22 protein-coding genes are annotated in these 15,238 nt (G+C 58.4%); 8 read left to right on the top strand and 14 right to left on the bottom strand.

Going from position 1 to position 15,238, the window contains the following annotated elements; genetic code table 11:
• Positions 1-66: 66 nt before the first annotated feature.
• A complete protein-coding gene (locus MK208_RS00550) occupies positions 67-561 on the bottom strand; it encodes a dual specificity protein phosphatase family protein (RefSeq protein WP_294112878.1) in 495 nt (164 codons plus the stop codon).
• Positions 562-723: 162 nt separating this feature from the next.
• Between MK208_RS00550 and MK208_RS00545 the strand changes: the two genes are divergently transcribed.
• From MK208_RS00545 to recR, 4 genes are all read left to right on the top strand, one after another.
• A complete protein-coding gene (locus MK208_RS00545) occupies positions 724-2,502 on the top strand; it encodes a DNA polymerase III subunit gamma/tau (RefSeq protein ID WP_294112876.1) in 1,779 nt (592 codons plus the stop codon).
• On the top strand, positions 2,489-3,079 hold the full coding sequence (locus MK208_RS00540; protein WP_294112874.1) for a hypothetical protein: 591 nt from the start codon (positions 2,489-2,491) through the stop codon (positions 3,077-3,079). Before MK208_RS00545 ends, MK208_RS00540 begins: the two co-directional genes overlap by 14 nt.
• A gap of 76 nt (positions 3,080-3,155) precedes the next feature.
• The gene (locus MK208_RS00535; protein ID WP_168591473.1) at positions 3,156-3,500 is read left to right on the top strand and encodes a YbaB/EbfC family nucleoid-associated protein; all 345 of its coding nucleotides are present in this window, start codon (positions 3,156-3,158) and stop codon (positions 3,498-3,500) included.
• Between the two features lie 66 nt (positions 3,501-3,566).
• A complete protein-coding gene (recR, locus tag MK208_RS00530) occupies positions 3,567-4,157 on the top strand; it encodes a recombination mediator RecR (protein WP_294112870.1) in 591 nt (196 codons plus the stop codon).
• Positions 4,158-4,224: 67 nt separating this feature from the next.
• Here recR and MK208_RS00525 read toward each other — a convergent pair whose 3' ends face one another.
• On the bottom strand, positions 4,225-4,980 hold the full coding sequence (locus MK208_RS00525) for a DUF1013 domain-containing protein (RefSeq protein ID WP_294112869.1): 756 nt from the start codon (positions 4,978-4,980) through the stop codon (positions 4,225-4,227).
• Positions 4,981-5,133: 153 nt separating this feature from the next.
• On the opposite strand from MK208_RS00525, the gene MK208_RS00520 reads away from it, so the two are divergent.
• Complete coding sequence (locus MK208_RS00520) at positions 5,134-5,772, top strand: ribonuclease T2 (protein WP_294112867.1); 639 nt, start codon at positions 5,134-5,136, stop codon at positions 5,770-5,772.
• A 3-nt stretch (positions 5,773-5,775) separates the two neighbouring features.
• Here MK208_RS00520 and MK208_RS00515 read toward each other — a convergent pair whose 3' ends face one another.
• From MK208_RS00515 to MK208_RS00490, 6 genes are all read right to left on the bottom strand, one after another.
• Positions 5,776-6,159, bottom strand: a complete 384-nt coding sequence (locus MK208_RS00515; RefSeq protein ID WP_294112865.1) for a hypothetical protein — start codon at positions 6,157-6,159, stop codon at positions 5,776-5,778.
• A 134-nt stretch (positions 6,160-6,293) separates the two neighbouring features.
• A complete protein-coding gene (locus tag MK208_RS00510) occupies positions 6,294-6,857 on the bottom strand; it encodes a F0F1 ATP synthase subunit B (protein WP_168591478.1) in 564 nt (187 codons plus the stop codon).
• A gap of 5 nt (positions 6,858-6,862) precedes the next feature.
• Entirely contained in the window at positions 6,863-7,405 is a 543-nt protein-coding gene (locus MK208_RS00505) for a F0F1 ATP synthase subunit B' (protein WP_294112863.1), read from the bottom strand.
• Between the two features lie 86 nt (positions 7,406-7,491).
• On the bottom strand, positions 7,492-7,716 hold the full coding sequence (locus MK208_RS00500) for a F0F1 ATP synthase subunit C (protein ID WP_058239626.1): 225 nt from the start codon (positions 7,714-7,716) through the stop codon (positions 7,492-7,494).
• 53 nt (positions 7,717-7,769) lie between these two features.
• On the bottom strand, positions 7,770-8,528 hold the full coding sequence (locus MK208_RS00495) for a F0F1 ATP synthase subunit A (protein ID WP_168591480.1): 759 nt from the start codon (positions 8,526-8,528) through the stop codon (positions 7,770-7,772).
• Between the two features lie 2 nt (positions 8,529-8,530).
• Positions 8,531-8,860 carry an AtpZ/AtpI family protein gene (locus MK208_RS00490; RefSeq protein WP_294112852.1) on the bottom strand — a complete coding sequence of 110 codons (330 nt, stop codon included), beginning with the start codon at positions 8,858-8,860 and terminating at the stop codon, positions 8,531-8,533.
• A gap of 387 nt (positions 8,861-9,247) precedes the next feature.
• Here MK208_RS00490 and MK208_RS00485 point away from each other — a divergent pair, with 387 nt between their 5' ends.
• Positions 9,248-9,901 carry a DUF1629 domain-containing protein gene (locus MK208_RS00485; protein ID WP_294112850.1) on the top strand — a complete coding sequence of 218 codons (654 nt, stop codon included), beginning with the start codon at positions 9,248-9,250 and terminating at the stop codon, positions 9,899-9,901.
• Positions 9,902-9,973: 72 nt separating this feature from the next.
• Here the strand turns inward: MK208_RS00485 and MK208_RS00480 are convergent, their stop codons facing one another.
• Together MK208_RS00480 and MK208_RS00475 are read right to left on the bottom strand one after the other, a co-directional pair.
• On the bottom strand, positions 9,974-10,687 hold the full coding sequence (locus MK208_RS00480; RefSeq protein WP_294112848.1) for a deiodinase-like protein: 714 nt from the start codon (positions 10,685-10,687) through the stop codon (positions 9,974-9,976).
• Positions 10,680-11,135: a MarR family transcriptional regulator gene (locus MK208_RS00475; protein ID WP_294112847.1), complete on the bottom strand. Its 456-nt coding sequence runs from the start codon at positions 11,133-11,135 to the stop codon at positions 10,680-10,682. The genes MK208_RS00480 and MK208_RS00475 overlap by 8 nt, the downstream gene beginning before the upstream one ends.
• A 94-nt stretch (positions 11,136-11,229) precedes the next feature.
• Between MK208_RS00475 and MK208_RS00470 the strand changes: the two genes are divergently transcribed.
• The gene (locus tag MK208_RS00470) at positions 11,230-11,577 is read left to right on the top strand and encodes a metalloregulator ArsR/SmtB family transcription factor (protein WP_294112846.1); all 348 of its coding nucleotides are present in this window, start codon (positions 11,230-11,232) and stop codon (positions 11,575-11,577) included.
• Here MK208_RS00470 and MK208_RS00465 read toward each other — a convergent pair.
• From MK208_RS00465 to MK208_RS00455, 3 genes are all read right to left on the bottom strand, one after another.
• Complete coding sequence (locus MK208_RS00465; protein ID WP_294112845.1) at positions 11,543-12,043, bottom strand: ClbS/DfsB family four-helix bundle protein; 501 nt, start codon at positions 12,041-12,043, stop codon at positions 11,543-11,545. The genes MK208_RS00470 and MK208_RS00465 overlap by 35 nt on opposite strands.
• 76 nt (positions 12,044-12,119) lie before the next feature.
• Positions 12,120-13,001 carry a DMT family transporter gene (locus MK208_RS00460; RefSeq protein ID WP_294112844.1) on the bottom strand — a complete coding sequence of 294 codons (882 nt, stop codon included), beginning with the start codon at positions 12,999-13,001 and terminating at the stop codon, positions 12,120-12,122.
• Positions 12,998-13,882, bottom strand: coding sequence for a LysR family transcriptional regulator (locus MK208_RS00455; RefSeq protein ID WP_294112842.1), 885 nt, complete (start codon positions 13,880-13,882; stop codon positions 12,998-13,000). Before MK208_RS00455 ends, MK208_RS00460 begins: the two co-directional genes overlap by 4 nt.
• Before the next feature lie 128 nt (positions 13,883-14,010).
• Between MK208_RS00455 and MK208_RS00450 the strand changes: the two genes are divergently transcribed.
• Positions 14,011-14,556 carry an NAD(P)H-dependent oxidoreductase gene (locus MK208_RS00450; RefSeq protein ID WP_294112840.1) on the top strand — a complete coding sequence of 182 codons (546 nt, stop codon included), beginning with the start codon at positions 14,011-14,013 and terminating at the stop codon, positions 14,554-14,556.
• Between the two features lie 63 nt (positions 14,557-14,619).
• Here MK208_RS00450 and MK208_RS00445 read toward each other — a convergent pair whose 3' ends face one another.
• Entirely contained in the window at positions 14,620-15,156 is a 537-nt protein-coding gene (locus tag MK208_RS00445) for a prolyl-tRNA synthetase associated domain-containing protein (protein WP_294112838.1), read from the bottom strand.
• Positions 15,157-15,238: the final 82 nt, after the last annotated feature.

The following is a 15,238-nucleotide window of genomic DNA, read 5'->3' as shown; positions in this document are numbered from 1 at the left end:
TTACTGGCTTTGAGAATTTGGAAAGACCGCAGCATAGCCTGCGGTCTTTTTCTTTTGGTCTTCTGCCTAGGCTTGTGTGAGCACGCCGTCTGTGGCCCAGACCATCTGCGCATCGGTCTCTACCGCACAGGGCCGCACCGCACGCAACCGCTGCAACGCCTCCTCTGCAGCCATCCCTGTCTCAATCATCAGCCGCAGCATCAACATCCCGGATCGTCCACACCCACCGCGACAATGCACCAGAACACGCCCGCCCGCCCGCAACTGCTGCCCTACCTGCTCTGACACACCGGCCCACTGCGCCTGCATATCATCCTCCGGCACGCCAAAATCGCGAATCGAAAAATGCACCCAGCAGATGGCGGCATCCCGCAAAGCGCCCGGCAGCGCCTCAGCCCCAAAGGTCTGCATTTCTTCAGTCTCTGTCGCGCTCACCACTAGGGTTGCGCCCCACTGGGCGATTGCATCCACATCGGCTTGCAAATCGCCTTCCGCACCAGGCACAGGCGCCAACGCCAAGTGGCCATTTCCAACGGACACCGCAAAAACCTCATACCCCATTTCATCCCCCTTATTCCTAGACGCCAACGGCGCATTTGCGGCGCGCATCCTGCGCCTGCTCCCTGCTTATCCGGTGGACGCGCCGCCTCCGCCCGCTTAACCTGCGCCAGACCACGGACAGGGGCCAGCCGAATCTGCGTCCCCGCAACTTTCAGGACGGCCATGACTGACACTCCCGACACCGCCTATCAGGTTCTCGCGCGCAAATACCGCCCCGAAACCTTTGCGGATCTTGTCGGGCAGGACGCCATGGTGCGCACTCTTAAAAACGCCTTTGAGGCGGACCGCATTGCGCAGGCTTTTGTCATGACCGGTATCCGCGGCACCGGCAAAACCACCACCGCGCGGATCATCGCCAAAGGCATGAACTGCATCGGCCCGGATGGCGGCTCCGGCCCAACCACCGAGCCTTGCGGCGTCTGTGAACACTGCACCGCCATCATGGAAGGGCGCCACGTCGACGTGATGGAGATGGACGCCGCCTCGCGCACCGGTGTGAACGACATCCGCGAAATCATCGACTCTGTGCACTACCGGGCGGCTTCGGCACGCTACAAGATCTACATCATCGATGAGGTGCACATGCTCTCCACCAGCGCGTTCAACGCGCTGCTCAAGACGCTGGAAGAGCCCCCCGCCCACGTGAAATTCATCTTCGCCACCACCGAGATCCGCAAAGTCCCCGTGACCGTGCTGTCTCGTTGCCAACGGTTTGACCTGCGCCGGATCGAGCCCGAAGACATGATCGGCATGCTCAGCCGCATCGCCACTTCTGAGGGCGCGGAGATCGCCGACGATGCACTAGCGCTGATCACTCGTGCTGCCGAGGGCTCGGCACGGGACGCAACCTCGCTCTTGGACCAAGCCATCTCCCACGGCGCTGGCGAAACCACTGCCGATCAGGTCCGCGCCATGCTGGGGTTGGCCGACCGTGGCCGCGTGCTCGATCTGTTCGACATGATCTTGCGCGGCGACGCCGGTGGCGCGCTCAACGAGCTCTCCGCGCAATACGCCGCCGGGGCTGATCCCATGGCCATCCTGCGCGACTTGGCCGAGATCACCCATTGGGTCTCTGTGGTGAAGATCACGCCAGAAGCCGCAGAAGACCCCACCGTTAGCCCCGATGAACGCGCCCGGGGTCAGGCCATGGCCACAGACCTGCCGATGCGCGTGCTCACCCGCATGTGGCAAATGCTGCTAAAGGCGCTCGAAGAAGTGGCCGCGGCCCCCAACGCGATGATGGCCGCCGAAATGGCGATCATTCGCCTCACACACGTCGCCGACCTGCCCAGTCCCGAAGAGCTGGTGCGCAAACTTCAAGACACGCCCCCTCCCCCAACGCCCCCCAACGGCGGTGGCGGCTATGGCGGTGGGCCGGGCGCCGGCAGCCCCAATGCCCAGGGCGGCCCGATGGGCGGCGGCAATGGCCCTATGCATGGCGCGCCAACAGCCCACGCCGGCGGCGGCACCGTGACAGCGCTGGCCGTGCAAAACGACCAAGCGCTGGCCAAATACCCCACCTTTGAACATGTTGTCGAACTGGTGCGTCAACGCCGAGACGGCGTGCTGCGCGTGCATGTCGAAGAATACGTGCGCCTCGCCAACTATCAGCCGGGCCGCATCGAGTTTGAACCCGCTCCGGGCGCACCGAAAGACCTAGCCCAAAAACTCGGCAGTCAGCTGCAACGCTGGACCGGCACCCGCTGGGCGGTGATTCTGGTGAACGAAGGCGGCGCGCCTTCCATCGCCGAAGTCCGCGATGCCGCCGAAAACGAAATGCGCGAACAGGCGCTTGGCCACCCTCTGGTGCAGGCCGTGATGGAAGCGTTTCCGAAATCCAAAATAACCGACATTAAGTCCAGGCAAGAGATCGCCAATGAAGTGATGGCTGAAGCTCTCCCAGAAGTCGAAGACGAATGGGACCCATTTGAAAGTGACTAACCAAATAATCAATTGTAATTCTGGTATTTCCAAAATCCTTTTGTCAGCACTGCTTTTCTTATCCGTAGCCGGAGCACAAAAAGTATTGGCGCAAGACACTCAGACAGCCGGTTTTGACCGCGTTAAGATCGCCAAGCTCGTCCAATCAAACACTCGCGACTATTTCTTATCGGTCGCATCTGAGAACCCAGAAGTTTCGTTGAAGTACATTTCTAAGGCGACACTTCAGAAAATTTCAGAAGAGAAGTTTCTCGGGTTCCAGACAGCCCTAATAGATAAGGGCCTAGACTTCGCCGCTCTCCGCCCCTTGGCCGTCAAATACTACGAAAACCCAAAAGATCAAACTCCCGGCATGTATGCCGCGATAGATTTTTCCAGCCCGTCAAATGCCACTGCTTACGCTTGTGGTTTCGTCGTCTGGCGCTTGCAACCTGGGCCGCCGCGTATCAACCGAGTGGAAATTGCATTTCTCCCAGAGCATGTTCTTACAATGCTGGACCGGGCGCAGTTCAAATCTTGGACTGAGAAAGCAAAATGCCGTCGCGCCATCAGCCCTAGTGTGCTGCCTTCGTCTTGAGCTGTAGTGGGTCTCTCTTGTAACCAAAGGCCGCGGCTCGTATCTACACTTCCAATAGAAACTTAGGAGAGACCCAATGCTCAAAGGACTCGGCAATCTCGGCGACATGGCCGGCATGATGAAAAAAGCCCAGGAAATGCAGACCCGCATGACCGACATGCAGGACGAGCTGCACAACATCATGGTGGTTGGCGAAAGCGGCGCCGGTCTGGTGAAAGCCACCGCCTCTGCCAAAGGCGAGCTGAAAGCACTGGACATCGATCCGTCGATCTTCAACGGCGACGACAAGGAAGTGGTCGAAGACCTGATCCTCGCGGCCATCAAAGACGCGCAAACCAAGGCCAGCGACCGCGCGCAAGAAGAGCTTGGCAAAATTACCTCCGAGCTGGGTCTGCCAGCGGACATGAAACTGCCGTTCTAAGAGACGTGTGTTCCGGGTTGGTTCTTGCTATAGTCCAGCAAAAGCCATGCCAGAAAAGGCCCGGACATGAGCAGTTCCGAAATTGATACATTGATAGAGATGATGGCCAAGCTGCCCGGGCTTGGCCCCCGCTCTGCCCGGCGCGCGGTGTTGCATTTGATCCGCAAACGCGCGTTGTTGCTCACCCCGCTATCTGACGCCATGTTGCAGGTCGCCGCCACCGCGCGCGAATGCCTGAACTGCGGCAACGTGGGCACCTCTGACATCTGCGATATCTGCGCTTCTGAGAAACGCGCCACCGGCGTACTCTGCGTGGTCGAAGACGTTGCCGACCTCTGGGCCATGGAACGTGCCCAAGTGTTTGACGGCCGCTACCACGTGCTGGGCGGCACACTCTCCGCTCTGGAAGGCGTTGGCCCCGAGGAGCTCTCCATCCCGCGTCTGATGGACCGTGTGGTGAGTGAGAACATCACCGAGGTCATCCTCGCCCTCAATGCCACCGTGGATGGCCAAACCACGGCGCACTACATCGCCGACCAATTGGAAGACCAAGTACGCCTGACGTCCCTGGCCCAGGGCGTGCCGGTTGGCGGCGAGTTGGACTACCTGGACGAAGGCACCATCAGCGCCGCCCTGAGCGCTCGTAAAACACTCTGACACACCGCCAAAAGAAAAGGCCGCGCTGACACAGCAGCACGGCCTCAATTCTTGGTTTTCGCAGCGCTTAGCGCGGCTGCTCTTCTTCGTCGCCACCTGGCAGGTTGAAGAAGCTGTCCGCATCCGCGAACTCGTCATCAGACCGGGTATCGCTTTCGTCTTCGTCGTCATCCGCCAGCGAGAAGGCTTCCAGTCCTTCAATTGCAGAAGGCATCTTCGGCTCGGCTTCCATCTCCAGCGACTGCTCAGTGGACACCAGTTTACGGCGCTCATCGTCGGTCATCACAACGCCTTCAGCAGCGCGCTTCGCAGCGGCCTTCTGAACGGCTGTATCGAGCTCGGACTGCTTACACAGACCCAGAGCCACCGGATCAATTGGCTGAATGTTGGCGATGTTCCAGTGCGTGCGCTCACGGATCGCCTGAATGGTTGGCTTGGTGGTGCCGACCAGCTTGCTGATCTGACCGTCAGACAGCTCCGGGTGGAACTTCACCAGCCACAGGATCGACGCCGGGCGGTCCTGACGCTTGGACAGCGGCGTGTAACGCGGACCACGGCGCTTTTCTTCGCCGGACGCCGCTGCGTTGAACTTCAGCTTCATCTTGTGCAGCGGGTTGTTTTCCGCCGTGTCAATTTCGGACTGAACCAGCTGGTTGTTGGCCACCGGGTCAAAGCCCTTCACGCCCGCAGCCACATCACCATCTGCGATGCCCTGAATTTCCAGCTCGTGCATGCCAACAAAATCCGCGATCTGTTTGAAGCTGATCGTGGTGTTGTCCACCAGCCAGACGGCGGTGGCTTTCGGGTGCAGCAGCTTGGCCATATCTCTACTCCTTACGACGTTTTTCCCCGGTAAAAGATACAGATTTCCCGTCGTCTGACTTTTGTCAGACGGCACCGATGGTCTGGTGCGGGTTTCCGTTGTAGGGGAACTTGAGCCCGATATAGTGCGGCTGAACAAAAAAGGAAAGAGTGAATGCGTTCATTGCTGGGTATGGCCCTTGCCCTGTTGGTTTCTGGGCAGGCAATTGCCGACGGCGATAAAGCCGGTGAGTTTGACTATTACGTGCTCGCGCTGAGCTGGTCGCCAAACTGGTGCGCCATCGAAGGTGACGCCAAAGGCAGCCCGCAATGTGACGACAGCGAAGACTTCGGCTGGATCATGCACGGCCTCTGGCCACAGTACCACCGCGGCTGGCCGGATCACTGCACCACAGCAGAGCGCAACCCACCCCGCCATGTCACCAATTCCATGGCGGACATCATGGGCACGTCCGGATTGGCCTGGTACCAGTGGAAGAAGCACGGCACCTGTTCCGGCCTGTCCGGCGAAGATTACTTCACCACCGCGCGCAAAGCTTATGAGAGCATCACGCGTCCGGCCGTATTCCGCAAACTGGACAAAACCGTGAAACTGCCTGCCTCGGTGGTGGAGGACGCCTTCCTAAAGGCCAACCCACAGCTTGAACCCGACATGCTGACCATCACCTGTCGCGACAGCTTCATTCAAGAAGCCCGCGTGTGCCTCTCCAAAGACCTGGAACCCGTGCCTTGCGGTCGCGACGTGATCAAAGACTGCACGCTGCCCAACGCGCGCTTTGACCCCGTCCGTTAAGCCTTAGACCTTATTGATGCGCAGAGCGCCATTGCGGGCCTCTGCGCATTTTTGTGCGGAAAACGCGGCGCTGGCTGCACTGGTGTTCACAGCTTTCACCGTGCCCGCGCTCCGGCGCATGTAAAACGGCACGAAGCCTTCTGCGATGCCAGACCGCGCCATGGCATTCATCTCGCCACAATAGACCCGATCGCCATTGCTCAGCGCCATAATTTCGAAGTTCTGGAACCGCGCCTCCCCCGGCAATTCGGTCTGAACCGCAAGTTGGTTTTTGGCCCAAAACACCTCTCCCGGCTCCAACGGCGCGGATTTGGTTGACACTTTGGTGGTGCCGCCGGAACAGCCGGTCGCGGCTGCGATCACCAGAAAAATTGCCACTTTATGCATACCTAAACTCCCAGGACGTGCCTCTGTTGGCCAAAGAAACACCACGAGAATGCGGCTGAAAGGCGGCAGAAATGCAGAAAACCCGGCCCATTCAGGACCGGGTTTTCTTAAACTTGTTCAGACAGTCAGCAGGCTTAGTGCAGCTTGGCGTCTACTTCAGAGATACCAGCATCGATCAGCTTGTTGGCTTGCGCCGCTGTCATTTGCTGGGAAATCACGTCACGAGCTGCACCGATGGCGACAACAACCGCCTGATCGCGTACTTCCTTGACGGCCGCGGCTTCTGCCGAGGCAATCTGATCTTCCGCTGCGGCCAGACGGCGCGCGATGGAAGCTTCCAGATCGACTTTCGCCTGATCAGCCGCCGCCTGAGCTTCGCTTTTCGCTTGCTCTACGATGCGGGCAGCTTGCTCCTGCACTTCTTTCTGTTTGCGCTCATAAGACGCCAGAACCGTCTGGGCTTCCTCACGCAGGGCGCGGGCTTCGTCCAGTTCGGATTTGATGTCGTCTGCACGCTTGTCCAGCAGGCCAGCCAGAATGGATGGCACTTTGAAGTACAGCAGGATCGCAACAAACAGGATGAAACCCAATGTCACGATGAAGTCGGTGTTGCGCAGCGAGAAGAACGGGCCGCTTGCGGCCAGCGCCGGGGTGGCGCTCAGCGCCATGACAGCTGCAACTGTGGTCAGTTTACGCATATGTCTTAGCCCTTCATCTGCGCATCAACGGCTTTCGCCACATCTGCGTCTTCGGCTTTGCCACCCAGGGTGGACACCAGTTCAGCAGTGGTCGCGTTGGCCACGTCTTTGATGCTTTCCAGCGCACCGGCACGGATCTCGGCAATCGCCTTCTCCGACTCGGCAGCCTTCGCTGCAATTTCTGCGTCCGCCTTTTCGGTGGCCGCGTTCAGATCAGCCTGGATTTCCGCTTTGGCTGCGGCAACAATGTTTGCTGCTTCAGCTTTGGCGTCGGCGAGGGCTTTGTTGTAAGCCTCTTCCGCTTCCACGGCCTTCGCCTTCAGCTCTTCAGCTGCGGCGATGTCATTTGTAATGGTCCCCTGACGCTCCGCCAGAACTGCGGCAATGCGCGGCAGCGCGATGCGCGACAGGACGAAGTAGATCACAACAAGTGTGACCAGAAGCCAGAAAATCTGGTTACCCCAGCTTGAGAAATCAAGCTGTGGCATGCCCGATGCAGAGGCGGCCTCTGCTGCGTGGCCTGCGGCGTCAGTCGTTTTGGTCGCCATGTCGTCCTCCTGGGAACTTCCGTTGGGTTACGGGCGGGGCGCAAGCAAGTGCGCCCGCACCCGCACGTAAGGATGGTTCCGTAGGCTTAGACGGCGAACATCAGCAGCAGAGCAACCAGGAACGAGAAGATGCCCAGTGCTTCCGCAAACGCGATGCCGATGAAGAGAGTTGCAGTCTGGGAAGCAGCTGCGGATGGGTTGCGCAGTGCGCCTGCCAGGAAGTTGGCTGCAACGTTACCAACACCCAGTGCTGCGATGCCAGTACCCAAGCCTGCGATGCCTGCGCCGATGTGTGCGAGTTGACCTTCCATTGGTATATCTCCTTACGATTGGAAGTTAATAGGTATGTGTGAGAGTTCGGACCTTAGTGGGAAGGATGCAGCGCATCTTTCAGATACACACAGGTCAGAATGGTAAAGACGTAGGCCTGGATGAAGGCCACCAGGACCTCAAGGCCGTACATTGCGGTGATCGCGACGATGGACACCGGGCTGACCACAGCAATCGCGGCGAAGCCTGCGAAAACCTTGATCACGGCGTGGCCCGCCATAACGTTACCTGCAAGACGAATGCTATGGCTTACTGGACGTACGAAGTAGGAAATCACTTCGATGATCGCCAGCACAGGACGCAGTGCCAGAGGCGCGCTGGACACCCAGAACAGGCCCAGGAAGGCCGCGCCGTTTTTCACGAAGCCGACAACAGTCACGGTCACGAACACCAGCAGAGCCAGACCGATGGTCACAGCGAAGTGCGAGGTGGTGGTGAAGGACATTGGCAGCAGGCCAAGGAAGTTCGCCATCACGATGAACATGAACAGGGTCATGATATAGGGGAAGAACTTCACAGCGTCTTTGCCGGCCACGTCTTCCACCATCTTGTAGATGAAGCCATAGGCCAACTCGCCGATGGACTGACCACGGCTTGGGATGATCGCGCGACGGCGGGTGCCGACAACCATCATCGCCACAACGGCGATCACGGCCAGCGCCATCCACAGGGTCACGTTGGTGATGGTGAACAGGCCAATGTGGTCACCGCCAAACAGCGGTTTTACCAGAAACTGGTCCATTGGGTGGAATTCCAGACCGCCTTGTTCCGCGCCGTGTGCTTCGCTTGCCACGTTCAATCCCTCTCGTCTCTCTCAGCGGCATCCGCCGCTTGTTTCTCTTCGATCTCTTTGGCGCTGTGCAGCATCGTTTTGATGCCTGCCGCCAGACCGAGCATTGTAAACAGCACCAGAAAGATCGGGATCGTCCCGAACAGGCTGTCCAGCCCGTATCCGATGCCAAATCCGATCCCAAGACCGGAAACCATTTCGATCACCATGCGCCAGGCCAGATTGGCTGCCGAATAGTGTTCATCAGCGCGGGGCTTTGGGTCCTGGGCCTTCTTGGCCGCTGCGATCCGGTCCTCCAGACGTTTCATCTGGTCTTTGTGGTCGGTCTCGCTCACGCGCAATTTACCCCTTGCTAACGTTGGCGCATTGCTACGGTGCAGCACGGCCTGAGTCAATCCGTGAATCGGTGCCGCGACAATTCACGTAAGGCATTGAAAATAAATACTAGTGACGCCATACTCACTAAAACAACGCAGACCAATTGTAGGCCATCGCCCCGCATCGCGACCGTTTGGCGATATTCAACGAATTGGTTGATCTTTGCTGCCTTGCTTCTCTGGCACACCTTTCACAAGCACCACTCGAGCACGACTTGCAAAAGCTCCACGCACTGTGAAAGGTTCGCGACAAAGGGTAGAGCTATCACTCTGCAACAAGCCAAACACTCCAAGACAGGGAACTTTAAGTTGGCGCATGAAAAAGTCTGGGATTCGTGTTTTCTTATGGACGCATCAATCGTCGCACATGTGACTTTGCATCTTCCCGGATCTGACGAGCATCCAGATCCTCTGGCGCACTCGGTAGATTTCGCAAAACGCTACAGCTATGTTTTGCCCGCTAACTTACTCGAATCTCGACCAGACATTACCACCGAAGAATATCCAGACTACATGTACTACACCTATCAAGACGCGCAGCAGCAGCTGTCTAATTCGAAAGACGTCTTCGAGGCAAAAGACGGGCTGCTTGTCGTGAGTGGTGCCATGCATGACCTTCTTCAGAAATGCAATCTTGGTGTTACTCGGTTACACGAGGTACCTTTGAGGCAACATGACCAAAGGACCCCAGTCGAGGGACGTTGGTACTTCCTGCACATCCGCGAAAATCGAAACTGCCTGATCCCCGAAAAATCAACCGGGGTTGAGCCTTCAATGATTGCAAACCAATGGTATGTAAAACCAGACATCTGGAGCGACGATCCAAATGAGGCGTTTCAGCTCTGTATCGATCCAACAGCGGCGGCAGACTTGGATCTATGGCGCGACAACCGGGCGGAACGCGTCGTCTTTTTCTCCGACCGTCTGAAAGAAGCCATCGAAAGAGCGGGGCTCAGCTTCAAAAGCGGAAATGATTTTCGCGCCTGCAAGGTTGTTTGATCCAACTGGGCATAGAGCCTTCGATGCAAAAATCATTGCCGATCACAACTCAACGATTTGGTTGATCTTCGCTTAACAGCTGTGATCCGGCGCAATCCCAACGTCCTGCCCACGCAGGATCCGCCAGTTGCGTTTGATCAGGTTTTTCCAGATCAGCGTTGGCAGACCACGGAAGAAATCCGACGTCGCCCCCTTGCCTCCGCGAAACAGCGTCCGCAACGCCACCCAGGGCGGCACCGGTTTGAACAGCGCCTTTGCCACTGCTGGCTGCCCGACGCTGATCTGCGCAAGCGCGCGCTCCACCGCCTTGGGATTGTTCCAATCGGTGAACCACAACACACAGCCCTTCTGGTTGATGATGAACACGGAGTTCGGGTAGCCGCCAAAGGCCTGATGCGCCGTGCCGTTCTCGTCATCAATCAGGATCAACCGCCCTTCCGCATCTTCTCGCAACGCGATCGCGCAGTCTGTCTTGTCCTGCTGGGAAGTATGCGCCGGAATCTTTGCGCCAGGATGCGCTTCCCGCACATAAAGAACGCGAAAATCACAGTTGGCATACTGCGCCCGCAACCGCGCCATGCCCTCGCGGCGTCCTTGGAACAATGGACAGGTCAGGCTGCCCATTTCCAGCACAAGGAAGTCCCCCTCAAAATCCAACAGCCGCTGGTCAATCCAATCCGCCGTTTGCAGCGTGAAGTCCGGTGCCTTATCGCCCGGCATCGGCCCCGCAAAGCGGTCCAGATCGTACGCTTCGGTTTTGAACTCGGTGTAATTGTAATCAGACATCATCGTTTCCTTTCAATGAGGCATCGCTGAGGTTCTCAAACATCCGTTGCAACACAGAAGCGGCAACGCGCTGCTCCTCAGCACTGATCCCGACACTGACTTGCGCAATCAACTGATCCGCCAAGGCGCTCATCTGCGACAGAGCCGCGCGCCCTTCCCCGGTCAGCTCCAAGTTCAACCGCCGCCGGTCCTTTGCATCCGGCGTACGTTGAACCCAGCCCTTGCCCACCAACTTGTCGGCAAGGCGCGACACCGTTGTGCGATCCCGCAGCGTCGCCGCACTCAACGCGGTTGTCGGCTGCGGGCCCGCCGCCAAAAACCGCAAAGACGCCCAGTCCTCTGCTGTCGCCGCGAGGCCGTTGTCTTCAAACCTTGTGGTCAGTTCTTTCCGAGCCGCGAAGCCCAATCGATTGACCCAGTAAAGCGGGAGTGTGTCAGGTGCTTTCATATATGTGTATTTAGCACCTATTGCTAAATGCACGCAATGACGTGATTGTCGCACCTCATTGACCCCACCGGCTCTCACCCGCTAGGCAGGGCGCATGTCAAACACTCTGGACACCGTCTTCTCTGCCCTCGCCGACCCAACACGGCGCGAAATTCTCAATATGTTGCTTGAGGATGATATGGCTGTGACCGATGTGGCGGAGCCGTTTGACATATCCCTTGCCGCCATTTCCAAGCACCTGATGATTCTCACCAAGGCCGGTTTGATCTCTCAGGAAAAGCGCGGTCGGGTAAAATGGTGCAAACTGGAGCCAGACGCGCTGCGTGCCGCTTCCGTCTGGATGCAGGGCTTTGGCCAATTTGAGCCCGTCAATCTGGATGCCTTTGAACGGTTCCTGGAAACCGAGCTTACGCCGCCACCTGGCGCAGACACGCCCGAATAAACTTCGCCGCAGAGCGGTAGTGCGACGAGGCAGCCGCCTCGGCCCAGCGCCCGGTGGTCCAGTTGTTGTTGCCACCCTTCATCGGCTTGCCATAGAGCGCCTCTTGGTCCAGCCCGTCAATCAAGCGATGCCAGCGCAAATGCGCGGCTTCAAACTCGGCTTTGGCTGTGCTCCAATCCACATCCTGATGCTTGGCCAACAGATCCGCGTTGTACGCTTTAAGCTGGTTCCACTTATACCCCGGCGCCGGAAAAGCCACGGGCTTGCCCGCTTGCCCATCGGCATACCAACCCAAAAACAGATCAATCCAATGCGCCCGATGCACCAACACATCGCGCATACTCCAATTGTCTTCATACTGAAGAAGCGCTGTGTCCGCTGGCACCGTTTCTATAACTTTTTGGAGCTTAGAGAATTCCTTGTCGGCAATGGCCAACAAATCCTCTTTTGTCGTGGCTGCAGGCATATCAATCCTCCCGCGTCAGGATAGCCTCCTACGCACAGCTTGTCTTTGACGCGTGTCATAGCGCGGTCAAAAACTCTTACCCCTCATTTTCCAGCAGCATCCAAAGCGCGACACAAGTCAGGCCAATCCCAACCAGCACAAAGCCACTGGGCGCCCCATGCCCCAGACCAATCTCCCACAGGATCACCCAACTGGGCACCAGATAGGTGTAGGCCATGACTTTGGCACTGGGCAGATGCAGCGTCGCAAACTGCAACAACACAAAGGTGGCTGCAGAAGCAAACACCGCCAGATAGACAATTGTCCCCCAGACCAGCGGTTCCAGCGCCAACCAGTCCGTCGTCCACAGGTCGCGCCATCCCACCCCGGTCAGGATCACTAAGCCCGCGATCAACGTGCCAAAGGTGAAAACCACCGGCGCCTCACCGCGATTCAGCTTGCGCACCATCGGCGTATAAAGCGCGTGTAACATGCAGCCCCAGAAATAGTAGATTTCCCCCTGCCCAACCTCAAACCGCAGAAACGCCTGCCAATCCGCCCGGAAAATCACCCACAACGCGCCGACAGCGCCAATACCCAGCGCAACAAACATGCGTTTGGTGGTGATCTGGCGCAGCAACACCCAACCAAAGCCTGCCGACATCAACGGTGTCAGTGTGAAAACGGCAGCCGTGCTCACCGGATGGGCCGTTTTTAGCCCCTCAAACATCAGCACAAAGTAACCGGCAAACAGCCCCCCTAGGATCAAGTACCGCCAGGGCGCCCGCCACGCAGAGGCCGGCAATCCCTTGGTCGCCAACGCCGCCACGCCAATCACCCCGGCCGCGATCAGAAACCGCACCGCATTAAGCGCCGCAGGCTCCACCTCATTGGCGCTCATCGATCCAAGCGAAAACGAGCCGGCCACCAAAGCGGAGAACAGCAACATGGCCAAATGGCCGCGAAGATGGAGGTTCATCGTGGGGCGGTCCAATCCTGCGCGCGCTCCTTCAGGAACGCCAAGAACGTCTGCACTTTAATGGTGCGGTGCAAATCTACGTGGGTGATCAAGCGCACATTGATGTCCCATTCCGGCTTGGGGGCCATCACCTGCTGCATCGGCTCGGTTGCCTCCACATCCCAAACCGGCAGGAACCCCAGCCCAGCCCCAGACCGAATAGCCGCCGCAATCGCCCGATCCGACGTTGAGCGGAACACGACGTTTTCCCGCGGCACGTGGGTTTTGAGCCAACGATAAAATGGCGCGCGGCTGTCGGGATTGTCATGCCCCGCAAAGCGGTGGTTCACCAAATCCGCCTCATCTTTGGGCGCACCATGCTGGGCAATATAGCTGTCCGCGCCATAAAGCCCGGCCGGCAACTGCGCCAGTTTTTGCACGACATTGTCTGGCTGCACCTCACCATCGCCAGCACGAATGGCCACATGCGCCTCACCATATTCCAACCGGAATACGCGATCCCCGGTCAGAAACCGCACCAGCAAACCCGGATGCGCCGCCTGAAAATCCGCCAGAATCGGCGCCACCAACGGGGCAAACCCGCCAAGCGCCGTCACTACCAGCTCGCCGGAGACATCCGCACCGCGTCCCTTAATGCGTCCTTCGAGCTGACCAAACTGATCGTCGGTGGTCTGCGCCACCCGCATCAGGTCTTCACCCGCCTCCGTGGCCGTATAGCCCCGGGCATGACGCTGAAACAGTTTCACCCCCAGCTGAGCTTCCAACGCATCAATGTGCCGGATCACCGTCGCATGGTGCACGCCCAGCACCTCTGCGGCGCCGCTCACCGTCCCCTGCCGCGCCACCTGAAACGCTGTGCGCACCTCATCCCAGTTTTTCATATCCCAACCTCAAAAACCATTTTGTGCATTTTCAAACACTACATGCGCATTAGTTGCGATTGTGTGTGAAATTGCAATAGCCCATCTTCCACTCAATCACAGACGCAACCCCTCACGGACACAAAGACATGACACACACCGTTCTGCACATCGACACCTCCGCCCGCTTCACCGACTCCGCCTCCCGCGCTGCCTCCGCCGCACTCGTGACAGAGCAAAACGCCAGCCACGTGATCCGCCGTGATCTCTCCGAAACCACGCTGCCATTCCTGGATGAAGGCTTTGCCCAAGCCACCTTCACCCCACCAGAAGCCCGCACCGAGGCTCAGAAGGAAGCGCTCGCAACATCCGACACTCTGGTGGCCGAACTGCAAGCCGCCGACACCCTTGTCATCGGCGTCGCCATGTACAACTTCTCCATCCCGGCCAGCCTCAAGGCCTGGATCGACCAGATCGCCCGCGCCGGTGTGACCTTCGCCTATACCGAGACCGGCCCCAAAGGCCTACTGGAGGGCAAAAAGGCGGTTATCACCATCGCCTCCGGCGGCACAGAGGTGGGCTCCTACATCGACTTTGCCTCGGGCTACCTGCGCTTTGTGCTGGGCTTTGTCGGCATCACCGATGTGACCATCCTCAACAAAGACGGCGCCGAAGTGGCCGCGAAGGCCGCCTAAGCTTCTTCTTGCCAAAAATATCCTGGGGGAGTCACATCCACGATGTGACGGGGGCAACGCCCCCTACCCCAGCTCCAGCATCTCAGGCGCCACGCCAAGGCGCTCAAAAAACACCCAAAGATCGCTGACATCCATCGCCACCGTGCGATCATTCACCAGCGGATGCATGTAAATCTTGTCGGCCTCTTTCACGGCTGCATCAATAAAGAACCGCACGCCCGCCTCGGCCCCATTGATCATCGCCAAAGGCGTCACCGCACCGGGCCGCACGCCTAGGTTCTGCAACAACCGATCAGCCGACCCAAACGACAATCCGCCCACGCCCAACTGTTTGCCCAAGGCCTTCAGATCGATCTCCCGATCCTGCTCCAGCGTCACCAGATAATTGCGCTTCTTCTTGTCCCGCAGATACAGGTTCTTGACGCGAAACGCCGCCTCGCCGGGCACCTCCATCGCCGCCTCAACCGCCTTGGCATCCTCCACCGTGCGCAGCGGCACATGTTCATGCAGCACGTACCCCAGCCCCCAGTCTTTCAGCTGCGCCAAAAGCGGATCCGAACTCACCGGCAACGTGTCCTGAAACTCAGATGATGCGTCCATTGGTTTTGCTGCCTTTGTTGTACCTGCCTAGCTTGATCGATCACGCATTCCATTTCTTTGCAACCCGGTGCCCACTAAACCC

The sequence above is a fragment of the Shimia sp. genome (assembly GCF_022448905.1).
In the GTDB taxonomy this organism is placed as follows: Bacteria; Pseudomonadota; Alphaproteobacteria; order Rhodobacterales; family Rhodobacteraceae; genus Shimia.
Note: the sequence above shows the minus strand (reverse complement) of the source record. Positions and strands in the feature narration are given on the sequence as shown.

Bases quoted from the DNA above. Each gene is read 5' to 3' on its own strand.
- MK208_RS00535 (WP_168591473.1), top strand. From the start codon at position 3,156: ATGCTCAAAGGACTCGGCAATCTCGGCGACATGGCCGGCATGATGAAA.
- MK208_RS00515 (WP_294112865.1), bottom strand. From the start codon at position 6,159: ATGCATAAAGTGGCAATTTTTCTGGTGATCGCAGCCGCGACCGGCTGT.
- MK208_RS00485 (WP_294112850.1), top strand. From the start codon at position 9,248: ATGGACGCATCAATCGTCGCACATGTGACTTTGCATCTTCCCGGATCT.
- MK208_RS00475 (WP_294112847.1), bottom strand. From the start codon at position 11,135: ATGAAAGCACCTGACACACTCCCGCTTTACTGGGTCAATCGATTGGGC.
- MK208_RS00480 (WP_294112848.1), bottom strand. From the start codon at position 10,687: ATGTCTGATTACAATTACACCGAGTTCAAAACCGAAGCGTACGATCTG.
- MK208_RS00455 (WP_294112842.1), bottom strand. From the start codon at position 13,882: ATGAAAAACTGGGATGAGGTGCGCACAGCGTTTCAGGTGGCGCGGCAG.
- MK208_RS00545 (WP_294112876.1), top strand. From the start codon at position 724: ATGACTGACACTCCCGACACCGCCTATCAGGTTCTCGCGCGCAAATAC.
- recR (WP_294112870.1), top strand. From the start codon at position 3,567: ATGAGCAGTTCCGAAATTGATACATTGATAGAGATGATGGCCAAGCTG.
- MK208_RS00470 (WP_294112846.1), top strand. From the start codon at position 11,230: ATGTCAAACACTCTGGACACCGTCTTCTCTGCCCTCGCCGACCCAACA.
- MK208_RS00505 (WP_294112863.1), bottom strand. From the start codon at position 7,405: ATGGCGACCAAAACGACTGACGCCGCAGGCCACGCAGCAGAGGCCGCC.
- MK208_RS00465 (WP_294112845.1), bottom strand. From the start codon at position 12,043: ATGCCTGCAGCCACGACAAAAGAGGATTTGTTGGCCATTGCCGACAAG.
- MK208_RS00500 (WP_058239626.1), bottom strand. From the start codon at position 7,716: ATGGAAGGTCAACTCGCACACATCGGCGCAGGCATCGCAGGCTTGGGT.
- MK208_RS00550 (WP_294112878.1), bottom strand. From the start codon at position 561: ATGGGGTATGAGGTTTTTGCGGTGTCCGTTGGAAATGGCCACTTGGCG.
- MK208_RS00525 (WP_294112869.1), bottom strand. From the start codon at position 4,980: ATGGCCAAGCTGCTGCACCCGAAAGCCACCGCCGTCTGGCTGGTGGAC.
- MK208_RS00510 (WP_168591478.1), bottom strand. From the start codon at position 6,857: ATGCGTAAACTGACCACAGTTGCAGCTGTCATGGCGCTGAGCGCCACC.
- MK208_RS00445 (WP_294112838.1), bottom strand. From the start codon at position 15,156: ATGGACGCATCATCTGAGTTTCAGGACACGTTGCCGGTGAGTTCGGAT.
- MK208_RS00520 (WP_294112867.1), top strand. From the start codon at position 5,134: ATGCGTTCATTGCTGGGTATGGCCCTTGCCCTGTTGGTTTCTGGGCAG.
- MK208_RS00450 (WP_294112840.1), top strand. From the start codon at position 14,011: ATGACACACACCGTTCTGCACATCGACACCTCCGCCCGCTTCACCGAC.
- MK208_RS00460 (WP_294112844.1), bottom strand. From the start codon at position 13,001: ATGAACCTCCATCTTCGCGGCCATTTGGCCATGTTGCTGTTCTCCGCT.